Below are 23,732 nucleotides of genomic sequence, written 5' to 3' on the forward strand. Positions count from 1 at the left end.
TGATTGAAAACACGTAATGAGTATATATCTATATGCTGTTATTACGTGTTTTTTTCGCTGTCGCACTCCGTATGGACAAACGACTAGGAAACAGAAGGGATTTTATTTGATGTGATCGCTAAGCTGCGTGATCTGTTCCTGAAGTTGGGCGTTCTCCTCACGCAGTTCCTTGATGGTTTGAGCATCTTCCATACTGCGCTCTATCGGCTTCAAAGTCTCGACAGACCTATCCGTTTCACTGCACAGTCATGCTTCAGCTAATTGGTCTAATGAAATGAAATAAATTGAGTGAAAGTCTATGATTAACAAAATATGGAACATAACTGCCCTTCAAATCCATTATAATGGTGTTACTTAATAAACAGGGAGGATTTACCTTGGAACATCGCGAGTATGATGTGGATAATCGTTATTATAACGACACACTGCCACCACCACCTTATGTGGTACCAAAAACTAATAGCAAGTCTATTGCAGCTCTTGTCATGGGGATTTTGTCGATCATCATTCCTTACTTGGGATTTTTGATCGGCATTGTAGCAATCATCTTTGCCTCCATATCACTTAAAGAAATCAAGTTACGTATGGAACAAGGGAAAGGGTTAGCCATTGCTGGGCTCGTTTGTGGAATCATCGGCACGGCGATCTATGCTATCATCATTTTGTTTTTATTGCTTGCAGTCTTATTTTTCGCAAGCACCGAGATTTCTTCTACATATTAGAAGTTTGAGCGGAGGTGACCTGCCTCGTTAGTTTAATGATCAAAAAAAGCAAGGACGTACCAAGCCAACACCCGCTGTGGTTTAGACGAGGATGAAGCTTGGGAATACGCCTTGCTTTTTTTATTTTCTATTACACGTGAAGCACAGCTTCCCCACTAACTTCCTCGACCTCACTGGTACGTTGCATCATGAAATACGTAAAGGTAGCAACTAAGCCAATGGCGGCAAAGATACACAGAATCCCGATTTGAGCCCAGGTTACACCGAACTGACCACTTGAGATGACTGCTTTATAACCCGTTACCGAATAGGTCATCGGCAGCCATGGATTGAAACCTTTCAGCCAATTTGGAATAAGCTCTAACGGGAACGTGCCCGCACTGGTTGTCAGTTGGAAGATTAACATCAGAATCGCCAGGAAACGACCCGGATTCTCCAGCCAGGTCACCAGTGCCTGAATGATGTACATGAAGCTTAGACTGGTAACAAAGCTGAACAAGAGAAACAATGGAACGCTCTGAACATCCAGCCCCAAGCCGTACAGTACAAGCCAGGAAGCTAGCAGAGACTGCACGGCACTCATGATGGTGAAAGCAAGCGTTCTGCTCACAAAACGATTCCAGCCACTTGCCTCGCTAACCGTGCTGCCGCGTGTGGGCACAACCAATGTCGCAATCAATGCCCCGACAAACAGCCCAAGTGACAGGAAGTATGGAGAGAATCCTGTACCATAGTTGGGTACCTCATTATATTTATGCTCATCGACCTGAACAGGCTCTGCATACATGGTTACCAGCTCATCCGTCTTTTGCACACTTCCCGTCTGCTCAGCCGCTTCATTCAGCTTGGTGGCAAGTTCGCCAGAGCCGTCTGTTAGCTTAAGAGTTCCTTCTTTTAACTGATCAGCACCGTCATCGAGCTTATGTGAGCCATCCGCAAGGATTGAGATTCCGTCTGTAAGCTGGCTTACACCCGCAACCAGCTTGCCTGCACCAGCATCCAATTGACCTGAACCATTCGCCAGTTTGGCTCCTCCAGCGGCTGCCTCGGATAATTTGGAATTGAATTGTTGTAGGCCAGTGGCAAGCTTTTCTTGTCCAGTGGATAATTGCGTGGCGCCTTGTACAAGTTGTTGTTCACCCTGCACCAACTGGCTGCTGCCTTGATGCAGTTGCTGTTGTGCAGCGTACAGGTTTTGGCTGCCTGCGACCAATTGCTGTCCGCCCTGATACACCTGTTCGCTGCCTGCGGCTACGGCCTGACTGGCTGTCAGGAGCTGCTGGACAGCCGGACTTGCGGCAAGTTCCGGACTGGCTTCAGCTAATTGGGCAAGGCCTTGTGCAACTGCTTTGGCACCTTCGCTAACTTTGGCGCTACCCTCAACAGAACTTTGCAGCCCAGCATTCAGCTTCGCACTGCCTTCCTCGGAAGCCGCCAGTCCTGCATCCAGCTTGGCTGCGCCTTCCTGAGCGGATTGAATGCCTGCCTGTAACTGTTTGCTACCTGTCTCAGCCTGGGTTGCTCCATCACCCAGCTTCGTACCTGCTGCTGCCAATTGGGACAGGCCACTGGACAGGGCACTTGCGCCAGTATGAAGATCACCTATGCCTTGGGCGAGGGTAGACGCGCCTTCTTTTAACGGAACTACGCCTGTTTCGAGCTTGTCGGTGCCTGCTGCCAGTTTGGATAGGTTCTCTTTTAATGTAGCAGCACTCTCATCCAGCTTGATTGCACCATCATGAATCTGACCTGCGCCATCCCCGGCATCCGCCAAACCGCCAGAGATTTTTTCGACCTGATCCAATAGCGTTTCCGTATACGATTCTGTGACTTTGGCAGCGACTTTGGAGCGAATTTGTTTGACCGCCGTGCCGCCAATCTGACCCGCGAGGAAGTTGTATCCTTCATTGGGTTCATAGATTAGGTCCGCGGGTTCAGGGTGTTCATCCATCAGAGTTGTTGCTTTGGTGGAAAAGTCCTCCGGAATCACAATGGTCATATAGTACGTGTTGTCTTGCATACCTTGTTCTGCTTGTTCACGAGTCACGAATTGCCAGTTGAAATCATCACTTTTTTTCAATTCATCGACCAGATTCTGACCGACCTCCAGAGATTTGTCGTTGTAGACTGCACCCTGATCCGTGTTGACCACGGCTACAGGTAATTCATTCATTTTGCCATAGGGGTCCCAGAATGCGTTCAGGAACAGGCCGCTATACAACACCGGAATGAACAGTACAACGAGAATCGGAATAAATACTTTTGGTTTCTTGAAGGCGGACTTCAGATCCTGCCCAAATACGTGGAATGATTTCATCATGTTCTCTCCCTATCCTCACGCTAATCCGTTTGTTCTATCTCTATTATGTTTTGAATCTAGTGGCATGCCGTTCTCTACGTGGGGGATAAGCCATTCTTGAGAAAGACGCCCACAAAAGCCTTGATCTGATCCTTGTGCAGCGTAGGATGCGCTTTGTTCCAATCCGATGTTAAGGTGACATACAGCTTCAGCAGGACAAAAGAAACCAGCTTGGGATCGTCCCTGCGAATCTGTTCCAACTCCATGGCACGGCTGACCTGACGCTCCAGGTATTCGAGAATGGCTGTCTCCACTTTCTGCAAACCTTCCTTGGCTTGCGGTGTACCGAACTCGTTGACCTCCTGAAAGAGCTTGATCAACAGCTCATGTTCCTCCCGGTACTCCAGCAAAGAATCCATACTCATATGCACGTTATCCAGAAAGGAGTTCTCTTCCTTCACTGTCTGCTCCGTAATCTGTCTCATATCCGCAATGATCGAGCGCAGAATCTCGCTGAACAGTTCTTCTTTATTCTCGAAAAAAGTATAGATCGTTCCCTTGCCCACATTGGCAAGTCTTGCGACTTGTTCCATCGTTGTGGCTTTGTAGCCAAACAGGGCAAAGGATTTCTCGGCAGAGTCCATCACCTGTTGCCTTCGATCTATCGTTTTCATGGTATATACACCTCCTCCTTGTAGGTTGAAAGGACAATGGGTAAGGTAAGTAATTAAATGACCTAATTACTATTACGGTCAGTTGGTCGTTAACAACTGTAGCACTTGAGAAGGGGAGGTGGATGTGATTTTTTTCATAGTGTGTATAGGGGACTTGGAAAGGAAGGAGATATAATTAAATAAGAAGTCGCTAAAACAGGTGCGAATGTGATGCTCATATGAAAAGCCTGGGGAGTTACTGCGGTAAAATATGATTAATAAAGAGGGTAAAGATACGTACTTTTTTGCTGTCGCACTCCGCATGGAGTGCGTGAATTGACATCTTTCTAGCAGGTAATATTCTGCTTGTTACAGATTTCGGGGCATTATTTTACGTCTAGTTCCTGTGATCGTTACATTAATTTATCGCCAAAATGTCGGATATTTCCTATGTTTAATCAGGTTGTTGTATAGCAAGGCAACGCACACAATAATAATAGAACCGATTAACACTGGAGTGAAAAGAAAAGACCAGGAGCTTGCGGCTGTGATCACAACGATTGGATTCGCACCTGCAGGAGGGTGTGTAGTTTTGGTTACGATCATCAAAGCAATCCCTAATCCAACAGCTAAAGATAAAGCCCAAATCCCTTGACCTATCCAATGATAAACAGCCAGTCCACATAGAGTTGTAATGAAGTGCCCACCGATAATATTCCGTGGTTGCGACACAGGAGCCTCGGGAAGTCCAAAAGCCAAAACACAGCTAGCTCCAAAAGGAGCCATCAATAAAGATAATTGCAATCCTTCAGAAAGACTCATTAACATAAATATCGTAATAAAACCACCTGTAAAAGCAACAACAGCATGCCACAGGCTTATCGTTAGTGGGGAACGAGTATCGGTTGAAAATTTGGTCATATAAGCTTTTAGATTTTTATACAACATGACTACTCCTCTACAAATGTTTTTTTCATCTACATGTCAGAGTATACATGAAGACTGGGCATCTATATAATGAATAATGTCGATGATCATTATCTAATAAATAGATGGAGTGTATATAATGCTAAACCAATTAGATGGTAAATATATGTATACTTTTTTAAAAACATATGAGCAACGAAATATAAGCAAGGCTTCTATTCAATTAGGCTACTCCCAATCTACGGTTACCAACCATATTCATATTCTTGAAGAGTTATTGAATGTACAATTGTTTCACAGAACGATCAACGGTGTAGTTCCAACCGATAAAGGTGAAATATTTGCAAAATATGCTCGAACATTTTGGCAACTAACACAAGAGCTATATGATGAAATCAATGAGATTAGCGGTATCGTTAAAATTAAAGCATTGGAATCGTTCTGTGTGACCCATTTTTCCAAACCTATCGTCGATTTTTTAGAACGGTATAATACATCTGAGATCAAATTAACGACGGGTTTTCATCAAAGTATTATAGACGATGTAATCAATCAAAAAATCGATTTTGGTATTGCTCCTGTTGATCCTAAACTTAATCAAATTAAGTGTACGCCTATTTTTGAAGAAGAATTTGTTTTTATTGGATCTAACCGCGTAACCGATGAGAGGCTGTTCAGTCATGAAATTAAAGTGATTACCTTTGGAAATAATTGCATTTATCAATCGGTGGCTAACAAGGTTCTAGTCGATCAAGGCAAATTTGATTACAAAAATATTGAATATGCTAGTCTGGAAATGATCAAGCAGACGGTGCTTAATGGTACGGGGATTGCATTAGTTCCCAAATGCTCAGTTGAAAATGAGTTATCCTCAAACACACTAAAAATTTTAGAATTAGGAAATCCTATCATCATCCGTCATAATATCATTGAATTAAAATCTAACAAAATGAACGGAATTTCTAGCTTGTTCAAACAGTTTATAATAGAGCATTTCAACCACGTTAATTCGTACACTAGCTAACCTCAGATGGGTGAATATAAAGAGCTCGCATGATCCGTATTGATTGAAAATGTAAGTTTTGGTAAGTTTAATCTTATAGTGTAAATTGATTTGTCTTCGGATCTATCAATGGATCGTTCAGATTGTTGATTGCCATGAGGTCATCTGGGCAGGTGCGAACCCTAAGCTCACATGATTTCCCTAGGAGATTCGCACCTCAGTTTTTGTCGAAAACGTCCTTTGTGTGACCTTTTGGCAACAGGTGAGTAGGATTTATGCTGATTTTTTAGCAAAATTGATGATGTAACTCTTTCGAATGCTCGGAAATACGTCATAATATATGAATATTCTAACTTTATGACGTGCGTTTCCGCTGTCGCACTCCGTATGGAGTGCGTGGATTGAAATATATATGTTCAGTCCTCCTTATCCCTGCCAGATCGGGTCGCACTCCGTATGGAGTGCGTGGATTGAAATTTTGTCTGTATAGAAAATTGTATCGAGCATATTGTGTCGCACTCCGTATGGAGTGCGTGGATTGAAATTTCCGAAACATCGCGTAGGAATCTGTCTGAGGCATGTCGCACTCCGTATGGAGTGCGTGGATTGAAATCGTTGAACCGCTGCCGCGCCACATGCTCAAGGAGTCGCACTCCGTATGGAGTGCGTGGATTGAAATAACCTTGTAAGGTCAATCGCGGCAGGGTCATGGGTCGCACTCCGTATGGAGTGCGTGGATTGAAATTGTACCTCCGTAAATGTTGTGACCCAAGAACAATTGTCGCACTCCGTATGGAGTGCGTGGATTGAAATTTCGGAGAGTTTCGCTTGGGTCGGGATAAGTTGGGTCGCACTCCGTATGGAGTGCGTGGATTGAAATTCTCTTCGCTGAACATAAGAAGGAGCTTCGCAGGTCGCACTCCGTATGGAGTGCGTGGATTGAAATTGTTTACATCATAAAAAAAAAATCTATTTCTAGCAGTCGCACTCCGTATGGAGTGCGTGGATTGAAATCTCACTCACATTTCTCTTCACGTTAACGTTCTTGCATGTCGCACTCCGTATGGAGTGCGTGGATTGAAATATGGAAGATTATATAAGGACTTTCCTGATTTGGGGGTCGCACTCCGTATGGAGTGCGTGGATTGAAATAAGATGTACATGCAGATGGTGTATGGAGGTACTGCGTCGCACTCCGTATGGAGTGCGTGGATTGAAATCTTCCAGCACCTTCACGAGCGCCACCACGCATATCGTCGCACTCCGTATGGAGTGCGTGGATTGAAATCTCAGCTGCCTTACGGATCATCTCATTCTTAATCCAGTCGCACTCCGTATGGAGTGCGTGGATTGAAATAACAGTCGTTGTAGGTGCTGTACAAACCTCTGTTAACGTCGCACTCCGTATGGAGTGCGTGGATTGAAATTCCTAGTTATAATGGCGGCTATTTTAGCAGTCTTGTCGCACTCCGTATGGAGTGCGTGGATTGAAATGGAAATGTTGATTTTAGCAACTGAATTGCTGAGAGGTCGCACTCCGTATGGAGTGCGTGGATTGAAATATAAATGAAGTTAGGACTGTCCAGATCTGAAATCAGGTCGCACTCCGTATGGAGTGTGTGGATTGAAATCAGTATCTTCGGATCGTTGTTATCCGCCATCCTTGTCGCACTCCGTATGGAGTGCGTGGATTGAAATCACCAAAGCACTCGCCCTGTTTTCAGCTCCCTACTGTCGCACTCCGTATGGAGTGCGTGGATTGAAATACGGACGGTGTGCCAAAGTATCGACCATCTACCGTGTCGCACTCCGTATGGAGTGCGTGGATTGAAATACTAGAGAAGTATGATCATGCCCAACAGTTACTGGGGTCGCACTCCGTATGGAGTGCGTGGATTGAAATCTTAGCGATACCCTTATGGGTTAACTGCGATGGTAGTCGCACTCCGTATGGAGTGCGTGGATTGAAATTCCTTCGTCTTTTTAGTTAAGCCCAAGTATGCCGCGTCGCACTCCGTATGGAGTTCGTGGATTGAAATAGTCTGCTTACTGCACATATTGAACTAAGCAGCATGTCGCACTCCGTATGGAGTGCGTGGATTGAAATAGCGGCACAGCTGGCAATGAAGGTAAGGGTATCGTGTCGCACTCCGTATGGAGTGCGTGGATTGAAATTAGTGTGATTGAATCGGATAATATTCAAGGTTGGAGTCGCACTCCGTATGGAGTGCGTGGATTGAAATGCGACTTGGAAAGAATATGGAGCGGATCTGAAGGGTCAAGTATTCGGGCAGCACGATTTGCTCCAGAGCTCTCACAAGCCGATAGACGTTTATTATTACAAGATGGTATACCGCTTAATAACTGTATATACTAAAAAACTAATTTCGTAGCTGTACAAGTAAAAAGAGTCGTGTAATTACCGACTCTTTTTGCTTTGGGGCATGTATTCCAGAAGGTCTCCCGGTGTAACATCAAGTCCGTCACAAAGCGCACCAAGAGTGTCGTAATCAATACGTTTTGTTGCGTTTCCTGCTAGTGATGTAATGGTATTACGGCTTACACCAGTTAGTGCTACAACGTCTTTATTTTGTAATCCACGATCTTTCATAATGTCCCCAAGACGACAGCGGATAAGTAATTCGTTCATATAAAATTCCTCCAATAAAAAATAATGCACAATATGTTGACATGTAATCAATGTGATAGTATGATGGGTTCAACAAAGTTAAGTCAATATGTTGACATGTTGAATTGTGGGCGAGTCTTGTTACGCCAATCGTAACAAAAGGGGTTATCTTTAGCAACATTGTAATCTAACGATATTCAAGGATGTAAATTTACTAAGCAGAAGTAAAACGATCAAATATACCGCCTCAAACATTGGAAACTTCTATAATTAGGGAGGGGAAATAAATGATTTTACATGTTAACAAGTTAATTTCGCATAACAGTGTTGTTGTGAACGCTCATACTCATGATTTTCTCATTAAAATGTCTGAGGGTAACCTTACGTTTGAAAATAGAATCAAGAAGGAAAACACGCAATGAGAGCACCTGAAAATTTGAAACTTGCTTCGTTAATACTTGGTCCTCTTGACGACGTTCAGGATTTTTATATTTACCAAGGATATGTTATGAATGAAAGTTATATCTTTTTTCTTGACGAAGGTACGCTATGGCTGCGACATGTACACAAAGTTGCTCACGTAGATCACTTATATATTAATGGAGATACCGGAGGAATAATTCTCGCTGAGCAACCCCAAGGAAATGTAAAAGAACTGATAGAGTCAATCGTGGATAGATTGTGCGGAATGGATGCGTTGACATTTCTCACGGATGTCTTATTGTGGACTCCAGAACGTGTTGATATGAATTTGAAGCTTGATCGTTTTCAATAAAAATATGATACGATGGTCATAGTAGCATTATAGAATGAGATCAAATACATTGAATATTGTCTTTGGTTCTTTAGATGTTGATATATGAAAATAAAATTTCTAAAGTAACAAAGATTAGACCTGCAAAAAGCATTACTTTAATGGTGCGAATGTTAAGCTCACATAAAATCTCTAGGAGATTCGCACCTCGAAAATTGTCGATAAAGCTAATGATGTCCCCTTTTGGCAACATAATTCTTGAATTAAATGGATTATTTGTATTAAAATGAATTTATTATCATTTACTAAATGACAGAATAACGTTAAAAACATCTTTTTCGAAACGACTATACGTTACTTTCTGCTGTCGCACTCTATATGAGTGCGTGGATTGAAATAAATTCATGTTGTTCTATGGTTGTTACCTGATCATGTCGCACTCTATATGAGTGCGTGGATTGAAATTGCAATTTGCTTTGGGCGGTTTGGCAGTTGGTGAAGTCGCACTCTATATGAGTGCGTGGATTGAAATACTACATACCGAATGATGAAATGACGCCAGATCGTCGTCGCACTCTATATGAGTGCGTGGATTGAAATTTTGATATCATTGGGACTCATGCTTCTTCCTCCCCGTCGCACTCTATATGAGTGCGTGGATTGAAATAGACCAGATCCGGCCACGATAATTTCCGATGATCGTCGCACTCTATATGAGTGCGTGGATTGAAATTCCCTCCTCATACTCTTGGATAAATTCGTTATGCCGTCGCACTCTATATGAGTGCGTGGATTGAAATAGGCCCACCAAAGGAGAGATAACACACATGGAAGTCGCACTCTATATGAGTGCGTGGAATGAAATCTTTGCAATAGCGTTGTTACAGGTACGGGTGTCTGGTGGCACCCCGGATGGAATTCAAATTGAATCCTAAAAAAAGTCTTACCTTTCTCATGTTAAGCATGGATAAGTGGGTAGGACTTTTCTATTTCAGAGAAATAAAAATAATTAAGTATAGAAACAATGCCGAAAACTGAGATGTTCTATTAAATGCAGCATATTTTAAGGTCTATTGTTAAACAATAGATTTGACCTATGGTAGAAAAATCAATATAATGTTATTAATTGTAAAATAAGGAGGAAGGGTATGTCGAGGTATTATGATGGATACGGATTAGACTCGACTGTGACACTTCTCAGAATAGCTTATGGTCTTGACAACTGGAGAGAGGTCGTTAAGTTAGGTGAAACACTTTATGAAGAATCACTTCGTATATATAATTTACAAATGTTGACTAAGGAACAGGACATCGTTGAAATACATACACAGCGGGCAATTGTCTATTACATTGGATACAGTCGTTTGATGCAAGGAATAGCGTATCAAAAACTACTAGAGTTTGATAAAGCAAGGGAATGCGTATTGCAATATAGTGATTTTCAGTGGATTAAATTGACTAATCAAGAGACACTTAATGAAATTGAATTTTATAGCGATATAGCCAAGATCAATTTAATCGTTTTGGATTTACTCGAGGGTAATGCTACAAAGCTTGATGAATACGTGGCTTACATTCAAAAGTCAAAAGGTGAGATCATATCTGGAATATTGACTCTCCTTGAAGCCAATCGTTTAAATAATTTACCTATTAAGAAGTTTGATTATCTATTTGAAGAACATCGTTTGATTAGTGATACTACCATAATGACTGATATTGATGTTTCTTATTATCTAAAATTTAGTTTTGAGTTGGCGCTGTACTATACCCGAAATGATAATAACTCCGATGCAATCGATATCTTACTGAATTGTTTGGCAATATCTCCTAAAATAAATCAGAATAAGATAAAATATGTAGCACTTTTTGAAAAAATCAGAGAGCAGGCTACACATGCACAGATTAGCTGTTACAAATCTATCTTAGAGGGGATGTTATGATGAAGAAAAGAAATACTCTAAATATAGTGTATTCAATTGTTTTGGCAGCGTTAGCAGCACTCCCAATTGAGAGTATAATGCAGTTATTTAATCATGGCGTTGGTCATTAATTTTTAAATAATCTACTGAATAAAGAAAATCCGTCCAAAGTATAAAATGTACCCTATAGAGTAGACACTTTAAAAAAGTCTCTTTATGGGGTATTTTGTTGTATTCATGATTTGAGACAAGGGATGAAGATCAACCCAAGAGTAAAGCAAAGGAAATGGAAACAACTTTACGAAAACCACGTTATCGTAAAGCAAATAATAAAGAATTAATAGAGCTATATCAAAAAAAGGATAGCTCCTTTGTCCTCGGCAGTATGGGAGTATAGGTGATTACAGTTAAGGGAGCGTACCAATGTACGCTCCCTTAATGTGGTCGAACCAATGTGCGGACACATATATAGTATACCCAATATTGGACTTCAATATGCACAATACAAAAATGGAAACCTCATGGTAGGTCGGACCGATGTACGAGTTAACATGAAGTTTCCCATATAGGAAAGTTAATTAGGTCGAACCAATGTGCGAGTCAATTAACTTTATATAACAATATTATACTCTGTAACTGAATCCGAGTCAATGATATAACAAGTTTAACACTGCTTAATAGGGATAGAAACTAAGGGTTTTTTTAAAAAATAAAAAGGAGTTTGTCGTCTGAAGTCGAAATGTTAATATAAGTAATTTTCCCAATTAATGAGTGTGGGAACCGGATTTGAATCTCTTTTCTGAAAGGAAGCGAGGCTTAATGACCTATATTGCGCATATCTGTCAAAAGGATGGAAGAATACAAACCGTTCAGGATCACTTAGTAGAGGTTAAGCAAGGGGCGGAGCAAGCTGGAGAGAAGATTGGTGTCAAATATTTGGCAGGCATTGCTGGTCTTCTGCATGATATGGGTAAAAATACAGATGTTTTTCGCAATTACATTCAGGAAGCTGTTGCGAACCCGGATGCTCCTCCTCGTAAAGGTTCAGTTGATCATTCGACTGCTGGTGGGAAGCTGCTGCACAGCCTTTATCATGGAAGTGGCACAACGCTTGAGTCAAAGTACACGGCGGAGTGGATCGCCAATTGTATTATATCCCATCATCAGGGTTTAAGAGACTACATATCACCTGATAAAACTTCACCTTATACAGAACGAGTCATTTCCAAAGAAATAGATCAATACGAGCAAGCGAAAGAAGAATTTTTCAAACACAATTCCCTAGACCAACTCGACCATATGTTTAAGCAAGCGACTGAGGAGCTTCAAAGATACATACAGATCATCAAAGAGCATAAGCTTCCACGAATTGCGGGGGCACTGCTTATCAAATATATGTTTAGCTGCCTGATCGACGCGGATCGAACGAATACAAGGCGATTTGAAGAAAATGAAACTATAGATGAAGAAATCAATTACAAGTCTTTTTTTCAACAAAGCTATGAATTACTATCTCAACATTTAAGCAAGCTTGAGCACAGCAGTATAGTAGACACATCCATTAATCGATTGCGACGTGAAATGTCCTCGCAATGCGAACAATTTGCGTATCGTCCATCAGGAGTATACACCCTTTCCATACCAACAGGTGGGGGGAAAACGCTTGCCAGTATGCGCTACGCGCTCAGACATGCCATTGAACATAACAAACAGCGGATTATATATATCGTTCCGTACACGACCATCATTGAACAAAATGCGGCTGAGATCCGCAGTATTTTGAAGAACGATGACATGATTTTGGAGCATCACTCCAACGTGGTGGATGACAAAGATGACGAACGCCATGAGGGCGACGAAGGGGAAACCCTGGATTTACGCAAAAAGAATCTCAAGCTTGCCCGCGATCATTGGGATCGGCCGATTATTTTTACGACGATGGTTCAGTTTTTGAACACCTTTTATGCCAAAGGAACCCGAAATGTCCGCAGATTACATCAGCTTTCCAATGCAGTCATTGTATTTGATGAAGTGCAGTCGGTTCCGGTTCATTGTATCTCCCTCTTTAATGCTACACTGAATTTCCTGCATGTGATTGGGAGATCCAGCCTGTTGCTCTGTACAGCGACTCAGCCTGCATTGGATTTTGTGAAGCACAAGTTACATTTCTCCAAGCAGCCGGAGATTATTCAGAATTTAGATGAGGTCGGACGAAGCTTCAAACGAGTTGATTTACAGGACCTTACGTGGGAATCACCTTCGGGTTGGGGTGCAGAGGAAGTCTCTTCTTTTGTCCAGGAAAAGATGAGGGAAGTGGACAGTGTGCTGGTCATTTTGAATACCAAAACAGCGGTCCGTAAACTGTTTGAACAGTTGAATGAGGTGGAATGGTTGAGAGAGAGTGGCGTTCAGGTGGTTCATCTGAGCACCAATATGTGTGCTGCGCATCGCAAAGAGGTTTTATCCGGGGAGTATGGCGTTATTCCGAGATTGGCAAAGGGTGAGCGTATCATCTGTGTGAGTACACAGCTTATTGAGGCAGGCGTGAATATCAGCTTTGATTGTGTGATTCGTTCCTTGGCTGGATTGGATTCCATTGCTCAGGCGGCTGGGCGATGTAACCGGCACGGGAAAGATGAGATTCGTAATGTGTACATTATTCGCTCATCGGATGAGGTGTTAACGAATCTGCCTGAGATTCAAATTGGTGCTGGGAAAACGGAGCGTGTACTTCAGGAATTCAAGGATGACCCGGGTTCGCTCGGCGATGACTTGTTATCTTCAAAGGCAATGTCCCGTTATTTCGAATATTATTTTAATGATATTGGAGACAAAATGCATTACCCCATTCCTAAGCTTGAACAGAACTTGTTTGATCTAATGGACCGTAATCGTTATTACGTGGATGCCTATAAGAAGAAGCATGACCGGAAGCCAGAGGTTGTGAATCACTATGCGATAGCTACGGCAGAGAAGTATTTTGAAGCCATATCCACGAATGCAACATCCGTAATTGTTCCTTATGGGGAAGAAGGAAAAGAATTGATTTTGGACCTGAATGGAGAAATGGAACCTGGTGAAATGAGTGAGTTATTACGCAAGGCTCAGCAGTATACGGTGAATATCTACGACCGTGAATTCCGGGCATTGGAGAAAAATGGAGATGTGAGACCTCTTTTGCATGGGCATGTTCTTGCATTGAGAGAACCTGCATATTCCGATGATTTCGGCGTGGAATCCAAGGGTGAGGGTGCTTGGGAACCTATGATGATCTGATCATATGATTCATTACATTTGGGAGATTCATGCCACATGTTTCTCCCTCCTATACCCCATAGAAAGGAGCTGAAATGTTGAGGAACCAAATCGAATTTGAGGTTTCTGGAAAATATGCGCTATTCACCGATCCACTCACGAAACTTGGAGGAGAAAAATTCTCTTATCAGATTCCTACATACCAAGCCCTCAAAGGGATCGTGGAATCAATCTACTGGAAGCCAACGCTGATCTGGATTATTGACGAAGTCCGCATCATGAATCCAATTCAAACGGAATCGAAGGGCATGCGTCCGATTGAATATAGCGGGGGCAACACACTGGCCTATTACACCTATTTAAGAGATGTTCGATATCAGGTGAAGGCTCATTTTGAATTTAATCCTCATCGTGAAGATCTGGTACATGACCAGAACGAACACAAACACCACAATATCGCTAAACGAGCTGTCCAGGTCGGAGGACGAAGAGATATTTTCCTGGGAACTCGTGAATGTCAGGGTTACGTCGAACCTTGCCAGTTCGGTGAAGACGAGAGCTTCTATGATCGTATAGGTGAGCTTGATTTTGGCACAATGCTACATGGAATCAGTTACCCGGATGAAACAGGAAGCAATGAGCGAGAAGTTCGCCTGTGGAAAGCGAAAATGCAGTATGGTGTCATTCGGTTTATCCGTCCGGATGAATGTACATTGGTACGCAAAGCGGGAGAAGGTACAGCTAAAATATTCGATGCAGGGAATATGCAATCTGTAGATGATCTTCACTCAGAATGGTTCGGAAATGAGGTGAGTGGATGAGCTGGCTTGCCAATTTAAGCAAAACGTATGATGATCACGCTAAGGTTGTCGGTCAATTTGAAATGAAGAAAAACGGTAAGGAATACGCCTTGATTCCAATCTCGCACACAACACAGACCGCGCATATTGAAGTGCATCTGAATGGAAAAGGAGATATCGTAAATGCCAAAGTGGTAGAAAAGAATGATGGCAGCACGATTATTCCTTGCACCGAAGCTTCCGCAAGCCGAACGAGTGCGCCTGTACCGTATCCGCTTTTTGACAAGTTATCCTATGTTGCAGGAGATTACACTCAGTTCTGCGGAGAGGTCAAGGGAACACCGTATCAGGATTATTTGACCCAACTGAAGGCTTGGTGCGAATCTCCCTTTACTCACTCTAAAGTACAGAGTGTACTTCACTATGTCACCAAAGGCACGCTGATCGCTGATCTAGTGGACAGAGGGATACTTCATGCGGATAGTCGAGGAAAGCTACTGGAGAAGTGGATCGCAGGACCAGGTGACCAGGAAGGCGAGAAACCGAAAATTTTTAATGTTATCGCTGCGGATCAGAGTGGGGCATTTGTTCGATTTGCTGTAGATATTCCAGGAGAACCCGAATCCAGATTATGGCGTGATGCTTCGGTACAACAATCCTTTATCCAGTTTTACGAGATGAGTTTGCAGGACAAGGATATCTGTTTCGTGACAGGTGATTACCTGCCAGTTGCTGATAAACATGCTTCTCGCATACGTCACTCAGGGGATAAGTCCAAGTTGATCTCAGCTAATGACTCTAGTGGATTTACGTATCGGGGTCGTTTTCGTACTAGTCGTGATGCAGCGGTAGTAAGCTACGAAGCCTCGCAGAAAGGGCATAACGCTCTGAAGTGGCTCATTGACCGACAAGGAACCACGATTGATGGCAAAGTGTTTCTGGTGTGGGGTAGTACAAGTCTGGATATGCCAGAACCTCAAGAAGATACATTTAGCTTGTGGGATGAGGATGATGAGGAAGCATTTGCTGGGGGGGACACAACTCATAAGGAGTTTGCTTTGCAAATCTGGAAGGCGATTGGCGGTTACCGATACGATGGGGAGTATAACTCCAAACATGAAGTGACCCTTATGACACTGGATGCGGCTACACCGGGTAGGATGTCGATTATGTATTATCGGAATTTAGATCAGAACGAGTATTTGGATCGAATATTAGCTTGGCATGAAAGCTGTTATTGGTTACATCGTTATCGGAAAAATAAAAACGATAAACCCGTCGCGTTTATTGGGGCGCCTGCGACCAAAGACATTGCTTTTGCAGCCTATGGCCCACGAGCCAGTGATAAGGTAGTTAAAGGATTAATGGAGCGGATGCTTCCATGTATTGTTGATCAACGTCCCATTCCGCTGGATATTGTTCGCAGTTCTATCCAACGTGCATCCAACCCGGTAGGCATGGAAAATTGGGAATGGGAGAAAACGCTGAGTATTACTTGCGCACTTGTTAATAAGAAGGAGGGGTACGGAGTGAGTCTGAATACTGAAACAACGGATCGTAGCTACTTATTTGGCAGAATGCTTGCCATTGCAGATGTATTAGAGAGAAGTGCTCTTGGTAAAGAGGAAAAACGAGCAACAAATGCCATTCGATATATGAACGCCTTTGCGCAACGACCAGGCAGAACTTGGAGCATTATTCAATCTAATCTCCAACCTTACCAAGCGCGAATGGGGACGGGTGCCAGATATTATAATTCGTTGCTGGATGAAGTTGGGGCCAAACTTCAGTTGGAAGATTTTACAGACAAGCCACTTACGGGATTGTACTTATTAGGGTTTTACAGTCAGCGTAACGATTTATACACAAGCAAGAAAGATAAGGAAGCCGCAGCTACAATTGATATAGAAGATGAAAACCAATTGAACGAACAAGGGGATAACTAAATGAGTACACTTGATCACAAAATCGATTTTGCTGTTGTGCTGTCTGTGCGTAATGCCAACCCGAATGGTGATCCACTGAATGGAAACCGTCCTCGTCAGAACTACGATGGTTTTGGAGAAATTTCGGATGTATGTATCAAACGTAAAATTCGTAATCGTCTGCAGGATATGGGAGAGTCCATTCTCGTACAATCCGATGAAAAACGTAATGATAGTCACCGTTCCATTAAAGATCGTGTTGATGCCAATGAGAATGTGCAAGAACATGCCAAAGGCAAGAAGGCAAACAAAGATCTGTATGCAGAAGCCGCTTGTCAGTCCTGGATTGACGTACGTAGCTTTGGACAGGTATTTGCTTTTAGCGGCACAGACGTATCTGTCGGTATTCGGGGTCCAGTATCCATCCATACCGCTGTAAGCTTGGATCGGATTGATATTTCCAGCATGCAGATTACGAAGAGTGTAAACTCAGTCACAACGGCTAAAGATCCGGACAAAAAAGGATCGGATACGATGGGCATGAAGCATCGCGTAGATTTTGGAGTATATGTATTCTATGGCAGTATCAACACGCAACTGGCTGAGAAGACTGGCTTTACATATGAAGACGCAGAGAAAATTCGTGAATCACTGAGAACGTTATTTGAAAATGATACGTCTTCTGCCCGTCCTGACGGTAGTATGGAGGTGCACCAACTGTATTGGTGGGAGCATAGTTCCAAGATGGGGCAATATTCATCTGCGAAAGTACATCGTTCTCTGCAAATTGAATTGAAGCCAGACGTAGCAGAAGCAAAGTCCTACGATGATTATAATTATACAGTGGTGCCGCTGGAAGGCTTGGCAGTCCAAGAATATGAAGGACTATAACGAAGAGGATTATCTGCTGCTTTCGGGGATTCAGCATTTTAACTTTTGCAGAAGACAGTGGGCATTAATTCATATCGAACAGCAGTGGGAAGACAATGTGCGTACCATTGAAGGAGATCATTTGCATCGAAAGGCAGATCAGCCAGCGCTTCGTGAAAAACGAGGCGATAAACTAGTGGTTCGTGCACTTCCGGTACAATCGAGAGAACTTGGCATCACAGGTATCTGTGACGTAGTTGAATTCATTCGTGATCCGGCTGGAGTTCCACTTGCAGGAGAGGAAGGGTTATACCTTCCTTATCCTGTTGAATACAAACGTGGGAAGCCCAAACGAAATGATTCGGATCACTCCCAATTGGTAGCACAAGTCATATGTCTCGAAGAAATGCTCGTATGTGATATTCCCAAGGCCTATTTTTATTATGACGAGATCAAACATAGGGTTGAAGTCATCATTACTGCGGCAGATCGGGAACGTGTGAAGGCAAGTATTCAAGAGATGAGACATTACTTTGAACGGAACTATACACCCAAAGCCAAAGCAGGGCCACACTGCCTAAGTTGTTCTTTGAACAATATTTGTGTACCTGATATCTTGAATAAACGCTCAGTTTCAAGTTACATCGAAAGCAGGTTGAATGAATGAAAAAACTGCTGAACACCTTATTTGTAACATTACCCGATACATACCTTGGACTGGATGGGGAAAACATTGTGGTGAAGCAGGAGGAAGAAATTCTTGCTCGCTATCCGCTGCATAATTTGGAGGCTGTATGCACCTTTGGCTATGCTGGAGTAAGTCCAGCATTGATGGGGGCTTGTGCTTCACGAAATGTTAGTTTGACGTTTATGACACGAACGGGACGATTCCTCGCACGTGTCATTGGTGAGGATCGAGGAAATGTGGTCCTTCGTAAAGAACAGTACCGCATATCTGACAATGAGGAGCGCAGTGCGCGGGTTGCTCGTAATATGATTACAGGAAAGTTATACAACAACAAGTGGATTCTGGAACGAGCCACGCGGGATTATGCACTACGCATCAACACGGAACGAATAAAGAAGGTCACGGAGTCGCTAGGCGAAACGATGAAGCTGTTGCGCGAGGTGGAACAATTGGATATATTGCGCGGATTGGAAGGATCGGCTGCCGTGCAATATAACTCTGTGTTCGATGATCTGATTCTACAGCAAAAAGAATCGTTTTATTTTTATGGACGTAGCCGACGTCCTCCGCTGGATAAAGTGAATGCACTATTATCATTTGCTTATACCTTACTTGCTAATGATATGAAGTCTGCACTTGAATCTGTCGGACTTGATGCATACGTTGGTTTTTTGCATCGGGATCGTCCTGGCAGAGCATCACTTGCACTGGATATGATGGAGGAACTTCGAGGAGTGTACGCAGACCGATTTGTACTTTCTCTCATTAATAAAAAGGTAGTTAACGATAAAGGTTTTTATGTCAAAGAAAATCTCGCAGTGATTATAGATGATGAAACACGAAAGAAAGTGTTAAAAGCATGGCAGGAGCGCAAACAAGAGAAGATTATGCACCCGTATTTGAATGAAAAAATACCTTGGGGGCTTGTACCATACACTCAAGCATTATTACTGGCAAGGTATATACGCGGTGATCTGGATGAATATCCACCATTTCTTTGGAAGTAGGTGTGACGATTGCTTATTTTGATTACGTATGATGTAAGCACGATAGATAGTGAAGGCCGTAGAAGACTATCTAAAGTGGCGAAAAAGTGTGTGGATCACGGTCAGCGAGTACAAAACTCGGTGTTTGAATGTATACTGGATGCTGCCCAGTTTAGACGATTAAGATTCGAACTGGAAGAATTAATTGATAAGGATACAGATAGTCTTCGATTCTATAACTTAGGTGATAATTACAAAAGTAAAGTTCAACATATGGGTGCCAAAGATTCCTATGATATGGGTGATCCGTTAATACTCTAGCAGGTGCGAATGCCAAGCTCACATGATTTTCCTGGGGGATTCGCACCTCGAAACTTGTCGAAAAGGTTGTTTTTGTGACCTTTTGGCAATAATATATAGTCGGAAATTTGTGATAACCGTTTTAAAGAAGTAGAAATATCGAAAATACGTTAATATCTATTCGTAAAGTATAGTTGTTACGTCACTTTTCGCTGTCGCACTCCGTATGGAGTGCGTGGATTGAAATTTTTTCCAAATGTGCAGTAAGTAGCGCCCTCTCTTGTCGCACTCCGTATGGAGTGCGTGGATTGAAATCTCCGGCTCACCTTCTGCAAATCCTATCCAATTGTACGTCGCACTCCGTATGGAGTGCGTGGATTGAAATGCTTTTAGGCCAGGACTCCAAACCAATTGTTGTTGTCGCACTCCGTATGGAGTGCGTGGATTGAAATCGTCAGCTCCACCAACATCAAACAGAGGTGACCAAGTCGCACTCCGTATGGAGTGCGTGGATTGAAATCAGAACACTTGAAGAAAGAGACAGTAGGTATAAGGGTCGCACTCCGTATGGAGTGCGTGGATTGAAATAATTGACACATCTTCGGTAACGACTACTTTTGCGTCGCACTCCGTATGGAGTGCGTGGATTGAAATTGCATACCGTCCGTCGTATCAGCGTCCTGCTCTTCGTCGCACTCCGTATGGAGTGCGTGGATTGAAATATCGCAGTAGCGAGTCTTGAAATCTCTCGAATCTGGTCGCACTCCGTATGGAGTGCGTGGATTGAAATCCAAGGATATTTCACAGCACTGGGCCAACTCTTCGTCGCACTCCGTATGGAGTGCGTGGATTGAAATAGTACGCGAACGATAATCCTCATCATCCTCGATTTGTCGCACTCCGTATGGAGTGCGTGGATTGAAATTTCCACATGCGCTGAGTATTCGCATCCCACACTTGTCGCACTCCGTATGGAGTGCGTGGATTGAAATTATACGAATCAGCCAAGGTCTAACAGCATGAGTAACGTCGCACTCCGTATGGAGTGCGTGGATTGAAATTGAATGATGGTCCTGAAATCTGTCTGCTCGATCATCGTCGCACTCCGTATGGAGTGCGTGGATTGAAATCGCTCACCTGGTGTAGCTGCCGCCAACGCTTGTTGTCGCACTCCGTATGGAGTGCGTGGATTGAAATATCTCCCAGTGAAAGAGACAGTCCAGGCATTCCGGTGTCGCACTCCGTATGGAGTGCGTGGATTGAAATTTATAGTCCATGTATATCCCTCCTTGGTAAGATGAAGTCGCACTCCGTATGGAGTGCGTGGATTGAAATATAGAAGTGAGGTTTGTCCCGATCTGTTTGAGAGTCGCACTCCGTATGGAGTGCGTGGATTGAAATTTCATCTCCGTCTTGGTAAGCATTGCAATGTACGTCGCACTCCGTATGGAGTGCGTGGATTGAAATTGGAATCATCGTAGCGATTTTGTTTTGGGGTCAACGTCGCACTCCGTATGGAGTGCGTGGATTGAAATTCAGATTGAGAGTTCGTGACGTGATTGGCAGCCAGTCGCACTCCGTATGGAGTGCGTGGATTGAAATACAAATGTTGACGTAATGTCCGAAATCGGACAAAGTCGCACTCCGTATGGAGTGCGTGGATTGAAATCTCATCAAGACTTACCAGGACTTTGAGCTTGTCAGTCGCACTCCGTATGGAGTGCGTAGATTGAAATACTAAAGACGAAGCACAATACTTGATAGATAATTTGTCGCACGAAAGCGTAGATTGAAATCTTAGTGGGGAGAGGCCCGGAGATCTCACTCCTAAAGTCGCACTACGTATAGATTACAGATTAAAGTCTTGATAAGAGTTTCGTGTAGTGGGGAATCGTGTCACAGATTTGTCTTGTTTTATTGGTTTCGATTCTTCATTGGAAAGCAACAATTAAGCACGAGTGAAGAGTTGGTAACGAAATTAACGAAAGGTCGTTCGTATTCGGAAAAGGTTGAAATAACCCTCACGCCAGAACAGGATCAACATATATCGAATGGGAAGGTCATAGAGCCTTTCTGGTAACAACAAAAAAACCAAGGCTTCGAGTCCAGTCACTCATGAGCCTTGGTTTTTTGAGGTATCTATTACTTTAATCTATGTCCTACTAATTCTATTCTGCGCGTACTTTAAAGAACGAGATCAGTTCTTGCAGTTGTTCGGATACAACCGAGAGCTCGTCGGAGGCACTCACAATGGCAGCCATGGAGGTTTCCTGCTCTTCAATTGACTGCTCAATTTGTTTACTGCTGCTTGCTGCCTTGCTGACACTGGCAGACAGTTCATCGGCCGTGGCAGACATTTCTTGGGTGCTTGCTGAAATTTCTTCGGTGGAGCTGGAGATATCCTGAATCTGGTTTGCAACTTTATTCGTAGCAGTCAGAATATTCTCGAAAAACACGCCTGTCTCTTGGGTAACTTCCAGGCCTTTGGTAACTTCCTTGGAACCCAGTTGCATCGCTTCGGAAGACTGCATGATATCGCGCTGAATTTCCTCAATTAACTGTCGAATTTGCTTGGCTGATTCCTGGGATTGCTCGGCCAGATTACGGACTTCGCCTGCAACTACGGCAAATCCTCTTCCTTCTTCGCCTGCGCGGGCCGCCTCGATTGAAGCGTTGAGCGCCAGCAAATTGGTTTGTCCGGCAATCTCCGTAATCAGATTGACAATGTTGCTAATCTGGTTCGAATTATTCTCCAAAGACTGGATGGAGTTTGATGTATTTTGCACCGCACCGGAGATCAGGCGCATCTGCTCAATAACTTGCTGCATTACCACATTACCCGAACTGGAGCGCTGCTCCATGCTGAGCGCTTCGTCTGCCACATCAGCTGAACTGCTGGCGATCGTCTGCACTACCGTTGACATCTCTGTCATGGCGCGTGCGTTCTCGACAGTGGCTTTGTCCTGTGACACCAGTCCGGTGGATATTTCTCGGATGTTGTTGCTGATGGATTGAATGTTCACATTATTTTTCTCGGAAATGCCCAGTAGTTGTTTGGAAGATTCCGAGAGGTGATGAGAAGTATTCTGTACTTTATAGATGGTTGTATTGAATCGATGGATCATCGCATTGAACTTCTCGTTAATGATACCCAGATCGTCTCGACCTGTATCGATGGTTACGTCCAGATTACCTGTGCTGACTTCCTCAATTCCCTTCATCAGGTTGCGGATGGGCAGCAATGTTCTTTTTAGCAAAATGAATTGCAGAACCATGAACAGAATCAGGAAACCGACCAGGAACATCAAACCGTACGTAAGCAGTTTGTTCAGACCTTTTGGCACGGCACTTGCATCTACATCGAAGAAAAGAGCAGCGTACATGGAGCCATCTGCGTTATTAATCGGATAGATCAGGGTGGTCCAAGTTCCGTAGTCATCGGTATAGAAATCACTGAAGGCAGGCTGTCCGTCCTTTTTCATCTGTTCCAGCACCACAACGTTATTCTCGGGCAGCGGGTACATGGCACCTGCGGGCAGATTGTCTTGCTCGAATGGCTCCAGCAGGTTCGTTGGAATCGCGATGATGGACGTTCCGTTTCCTTGCTCAAGTTCTGAACCGAAAATATACGCCTGCGCGATGTTTGGATAGAACTCATGAATGGAATCGAGATAGGCTTTCATCTCCTGTTGCACAGGACCTGTGTAACTTTTTTCATTGGCGGCTTGGGTCACTTTGGCTGTGTCCAGATCTTCATATGATTTTTGGGTGATGACGGTGGCCTGGTCGTGCAACTGTTCAACCAGAATGTTCTTTTGCAGCTGGTAAGCCGCAGTAATCAGGATAATACCAATCAAGGTGATGCTACCGAACGAGATCACCAAATTTTTAACAAAGAAAGGCATGGTACTCCAGCGAAGCTTATTAAACAAGATTGTTCACTCCTTCTACTAATATGAAAATGCACTATACCTGGATGGGATGCTATACGCTATGTAATCT

The 23,732-nt window shown here is 43.3% G+C and carries 16 protein-coding genes and 3 CRISPR repeat arrays; of the genes, 11 read left to right on the top strand and 5 right to left on the bottom strand.

Annotated elements, in window-relative coordinates:
* Positions 1-377 precede the first annotated feature (377 nt).
* Positions 378-722, top strand: coding sequence for a DUF4190 domain-containing protein (locus AC1S8V_RS05505; protein ID WP_482072772.1), 345 nt, complete (start codon positions 378-380; stop codon positions 720-722).
* A 130-nt stretch (positions 723-852) separates the two neighbouring features.
* Here AC1S8V_RS05505 and AC1S8V_RS05510 read toward each other — a convergent pair whose 3' ends face one another.
* The 3 genes from AC1S8V_RS05510 to AC1S8V_RS05520 form a co-directional block, all read right to left on the bottom strand.
* Positions 853-3,039, bottom strand: a complete 2,187-nt coding sequence (locus AC1S8V_RS05510) for a YhgE/Pip family protein (RefSeq protein WP_482074397.1) — start codon at positions 3,037-3,039, stop codon at positions 853-855.
* A gap of 77 nt (positions 3,040-3,116) precedes the next feature.
* Positions 3,117-3,695, bottom strand: coding sequence for a TetR/AcrR family transcriptional regulator (locus tag AC1S8V_RS05515; protein ID WP_482072773.1), 579 nt, complete (start codon positions 3,693-3,695; stop codon positions 3,117-3,119).
* A 402-nt stretch (positions 3,696-4,097) separates the two neighbouring features.
* The gene (locus AC1S8V_RS05520) at positions 4,098-4,622 is read right to left on the bottom strand and encodes an HPP family protein (RefSeq protein ID WP_482072774.1); all 525 of its coding nucleotides are present in this window, start codon (positions 4,620-4,622) and stop codon (positions 4,098-4,100) included.
* A 118-nt stretch (positions 4,623-4,740) separates the two neighbouring features.
* Here AC1S8V_RS05520 and AC1S8V_RS05525 point away from each other — a divergent pair, with 118 nt between their 5' ends.
* The gene (locus AC1S8V_RS05525; protein ID WP_482072775.1) at positions 4,741-5,625 is read left to right on the top strand and encodes a LysR family transcriptional regulator; all 885 of its coding nucleotides are present in this window, start codon (positions 4,741-4,743) and stop codon (positions 5,623-5,625) included.
* Positions 5,626-5,979: 354 nt separating this feature from the next.
* A CRISPR array of direct repeats spans positions 5,980-7,847; the repeat unit is 33 nt; unit sequence GTCGCACTCCGTATGGAGTGCGTGGATTGAAAT.
* Positions 7,848-8,023: 176 nt separating this feature from the next.
* Here the strand turns inward: AC1S8V_RS05525 and AC1S8V_RS05530 are convergent.
* Positions 8,024-8,254 (bottom strand): helix-turn-helix domain-containing protein, encoded by a 231-nt coding sequence (locus AC1S8V_RS05530; protein WP_482072776.1) that lies wholly within the window; start codon positions 8,252-8,254, stop codon positions 8,024-8,026.
* Positions 8,255-8,651: 397 nt separating this feature from the next.
* Between AC1S8V_RS05530 and AC1S8V_RS05535 the strand changes: the two genes are divergently transcribed.
* From AC1S8V_RS05535 to cas2, 9 genes are all read left to right on the top strand, one after another.
* The gene (locus AC1S8V_RS05535; protein ID WP_482072777.1) at positions 8,652-9,008 is read left to right on the top strand and encodes a hypothetical protein; all 357 of its coding nucleotides are present in this window, start codon (positions 8,652-8,654) and stop codon (positions 9,006-9,008) included.
* A gap of 344 nt (positions 9,009-9,352) precedes the next feature.
* A CRISPR array of direct repeats spans positions 9,353-9,852; the repeat unit is 33 nt; unit sequence CGTCGCACTCTATATGAGTGCGTGGATTGAAAT.
* A 283-nt stretch (positions 9,853-10,135) separates the two neighbouring features.
* Complete coding sequence (locus AC1S8V_RS05540; RefSeq protein WP_482072778.1) at positions 10,136-10,927, top strand: hypothetical protein; 792 nt, start codon at positions 10,136-10,138, stop codon at positions 10,925-10,927.
* Between the two features lie 798 nt (positions 10,928-11,725).
* The gene (gene cas3, locus AC1S8V_RS05545) at positions 11,726-14,182 is read left to right on the top strand and encodes a CRISPR-associated helicase Cas3' (protein WP_482072779.1); all 2,457 of its coding nucleotides are present in this window, start codon (positions 11,726-11,728) and stop codon (positions 14,180-14,182) included.
* Positions 14,183-14,259: 77 nt separating this feature from the next.
* Positions 14,260-14,982 carry a type I-C CRISPR-associated protein Cas5c gene (gene cas5c, locus AC1S8V_RS05550; protein WP_482074398.1) on the top strand — a complete coding sequence of 241 codons (723 nt, stop codon included), beginning with the start codon at positions 14,260-14,262 and terminating at the stop codon, positions 14,980-14,982.
* The gene (gene cas8c / locus AC1S8V_RS05555) at positions 14,979-16,907 is read left to right on the top strand and encodes a type I-C CRISPR-associated protein Cas8c/Csd1 (protein WP_482072780.1); all 1,929 of its coding nucleotides are present in this window, start codon (positions 14,979-14,981) and stop codon (positions 16,905-16,907) included. The genes cas5c and cas8c overlap by 4 nt, the downstream gene beginning before the upstream one ends.
* A complete protein-coding gene (gene cas7c, locus AC1S8V_RS05560; RefSeq protein ID WP_482072781.1) occupies positions 16,908-17,777 on the top strand; it encodes a type I-C CRISPR-associated protein Cas7/Csd2 in 870 nt (289 codons plus the stop codon).
* On the top strand, positions 17,764-18,423 hold the full coding sequence (gene cas4 / locus AC1S8V_RS05565; protein ID WP_482074399.1) for a CRISPR-associated protein Cas4: 660 nt from the start codon (positions 17,764-17,766) through the stop codon (positions 18,421-18,423). The genes cas7c and cas4 overlap by 14 nt, the downstream gene beginning before the upstream one ends.
* Complete coding sequence (gene cas1c / locus AC1S8V_RS05570; RefSeq protein WP_482072782.1) at positions 18,420-19,451, top strand: type I-C CRISPR-associated endonuclease Cas1c; 1,032 nt, start codon at positions 18,420-18,422, stop codon at positions 19,449-19,451. Before cas4 ends, cas1c begins: the two co-directional genes overlap by 4 nt.
* Before the next feature lie 9 nt (positions 19,452-19,460).
* The gene (cas2, locus tag AC1S8V_RS05575; RefSeq protein ID WP_482072783.1) at positions 19,461-19,751 is read left to right on the top strand and encodes a CRISPR-associated endonuclease Cas2; all 291 of its coding nucleotides are present in this window, start codon (positions 19,461-19,463) and stop codon (positions 19,749-19,751) included.
* A 193-nt stretch (positions 19,752-19,944) separates the two neighbouring features.
* Positions 19,945-21,466: direct repeats of the CRISPR family, unit length 33 nt; unit sequence GTCGCACTCCGTATGGAGTGCGTGGATTGAAAT.
* 432 nt (positions 21,467-21,898) lie between these two features.
* Here the strand turns inward: cas2 and AC1S8V_RS05580 are convergent.
* Positions 21,899-23,635 (bottom strand): methyl-accepting chemotaxis protein, encoded by a 1,737-nt coding sequence (locus AC1S8V_RS05580; RefSeq protein WP_482074400.1) that lies wholly within the window; start codon positions 23,633-23,635, stop codon positions 21,899-21,901.
* Between the last annotated feature and the right edge of the window lie 97 nt (positions 23,636-23,732).

Source organism: Paenibacillus sp. B46(2026) (assembly GCF_056786355.1).

Bases quoted from the DNA above. Each gene is read 5' to 3' on its own strand.
- AC1S8V_RS05510 (WP_482074397.1), bottom strand. From the start codon at position 3,039: ATGAAATCATTCCACGTATTTGGGCAGGATCTGAAGTCCGCCTTCAAG.
- AC1S8V_RS05515 (WP_482072773.1), bottom strand. From the start codon at position 3,695: ATGAAAACGATAGATCGAAGGCAACAGGTGATGGACTCTGCCGAGAAA.
- AC1S8V_RS05520 (WP_482072774.1), bottom strand. From the start codon at position 4,622: ATGTTGTATAAAAATCTAAAAGCTTATATGACCAAATTTTCAACCGAT.
- AC1S8V_RS05525 (WP_482072775.1), top strand. From the start codon at position 4,741: ATGCTAAACCAATTAGATGGTAAATATATGTATACTTTTTTAAAAACA.
- AC1S8V_RS05530 (WP_482072776.1), bottom strand. From the start codon at position 8,254: ATGAACGAATTACTTATCCGCTGTCGTCTTGGGGACATTATGAAAGAT.
- AC1S8V_RS05535 (WP_482072777.1), top strand. From the start codon at position 8,652: ATGAGAGCACCTGAAAATTTGAAACTTGCTTCGTTAATACTTGGTCCT.
- AC1S8V_RS05540 (WP_482072778.1), top strand. From the start codon at position 10,136: ATGTCGAGGTATTATGATGGATACGGATTAGACTCGACTGTGACACTT.
- cas3 (WP_482072779.1), top strand. From the start codon at position 11,726: ATGACCTATATTGCGCATATCTGTCAAAAGGATGGAAGAATACAAACC.
- cas8c (WP_482072780.1), top strand. From the start codon at position 14,979: ATGAGCTGGCTTGCCAATTTAAGCAAAACGTATGATGATCACGCTAAG.
- cas7c (WP_482072781.1), top strand. From the start codon at position 16,908: ATGAGTACACTTGATCACAAAATCGATTTTGCTGTTGTGCTGTCTGTG.
- cas4 (WP_482074399.1), top strand. From the start codon at position 17,764: ATGAAGGACTATAACGAAGAGGATTATCTGCTGCTTTCGGGGATTCAG.
- cas1c (WP_482072782.1), top strand. From the start codon at position 18,420: ATGAAAAAACTGCTGAACACCTTATTTGTAACATTACCCGATACATAC.
- AC1S8V_RS05580 (WP_482074400.1), bottom strand. From the start codon at position 23,635: ATGCCTTTCTTTGTTAAAAATTTGGTGATCTCGTTCGGTAGCATCACC.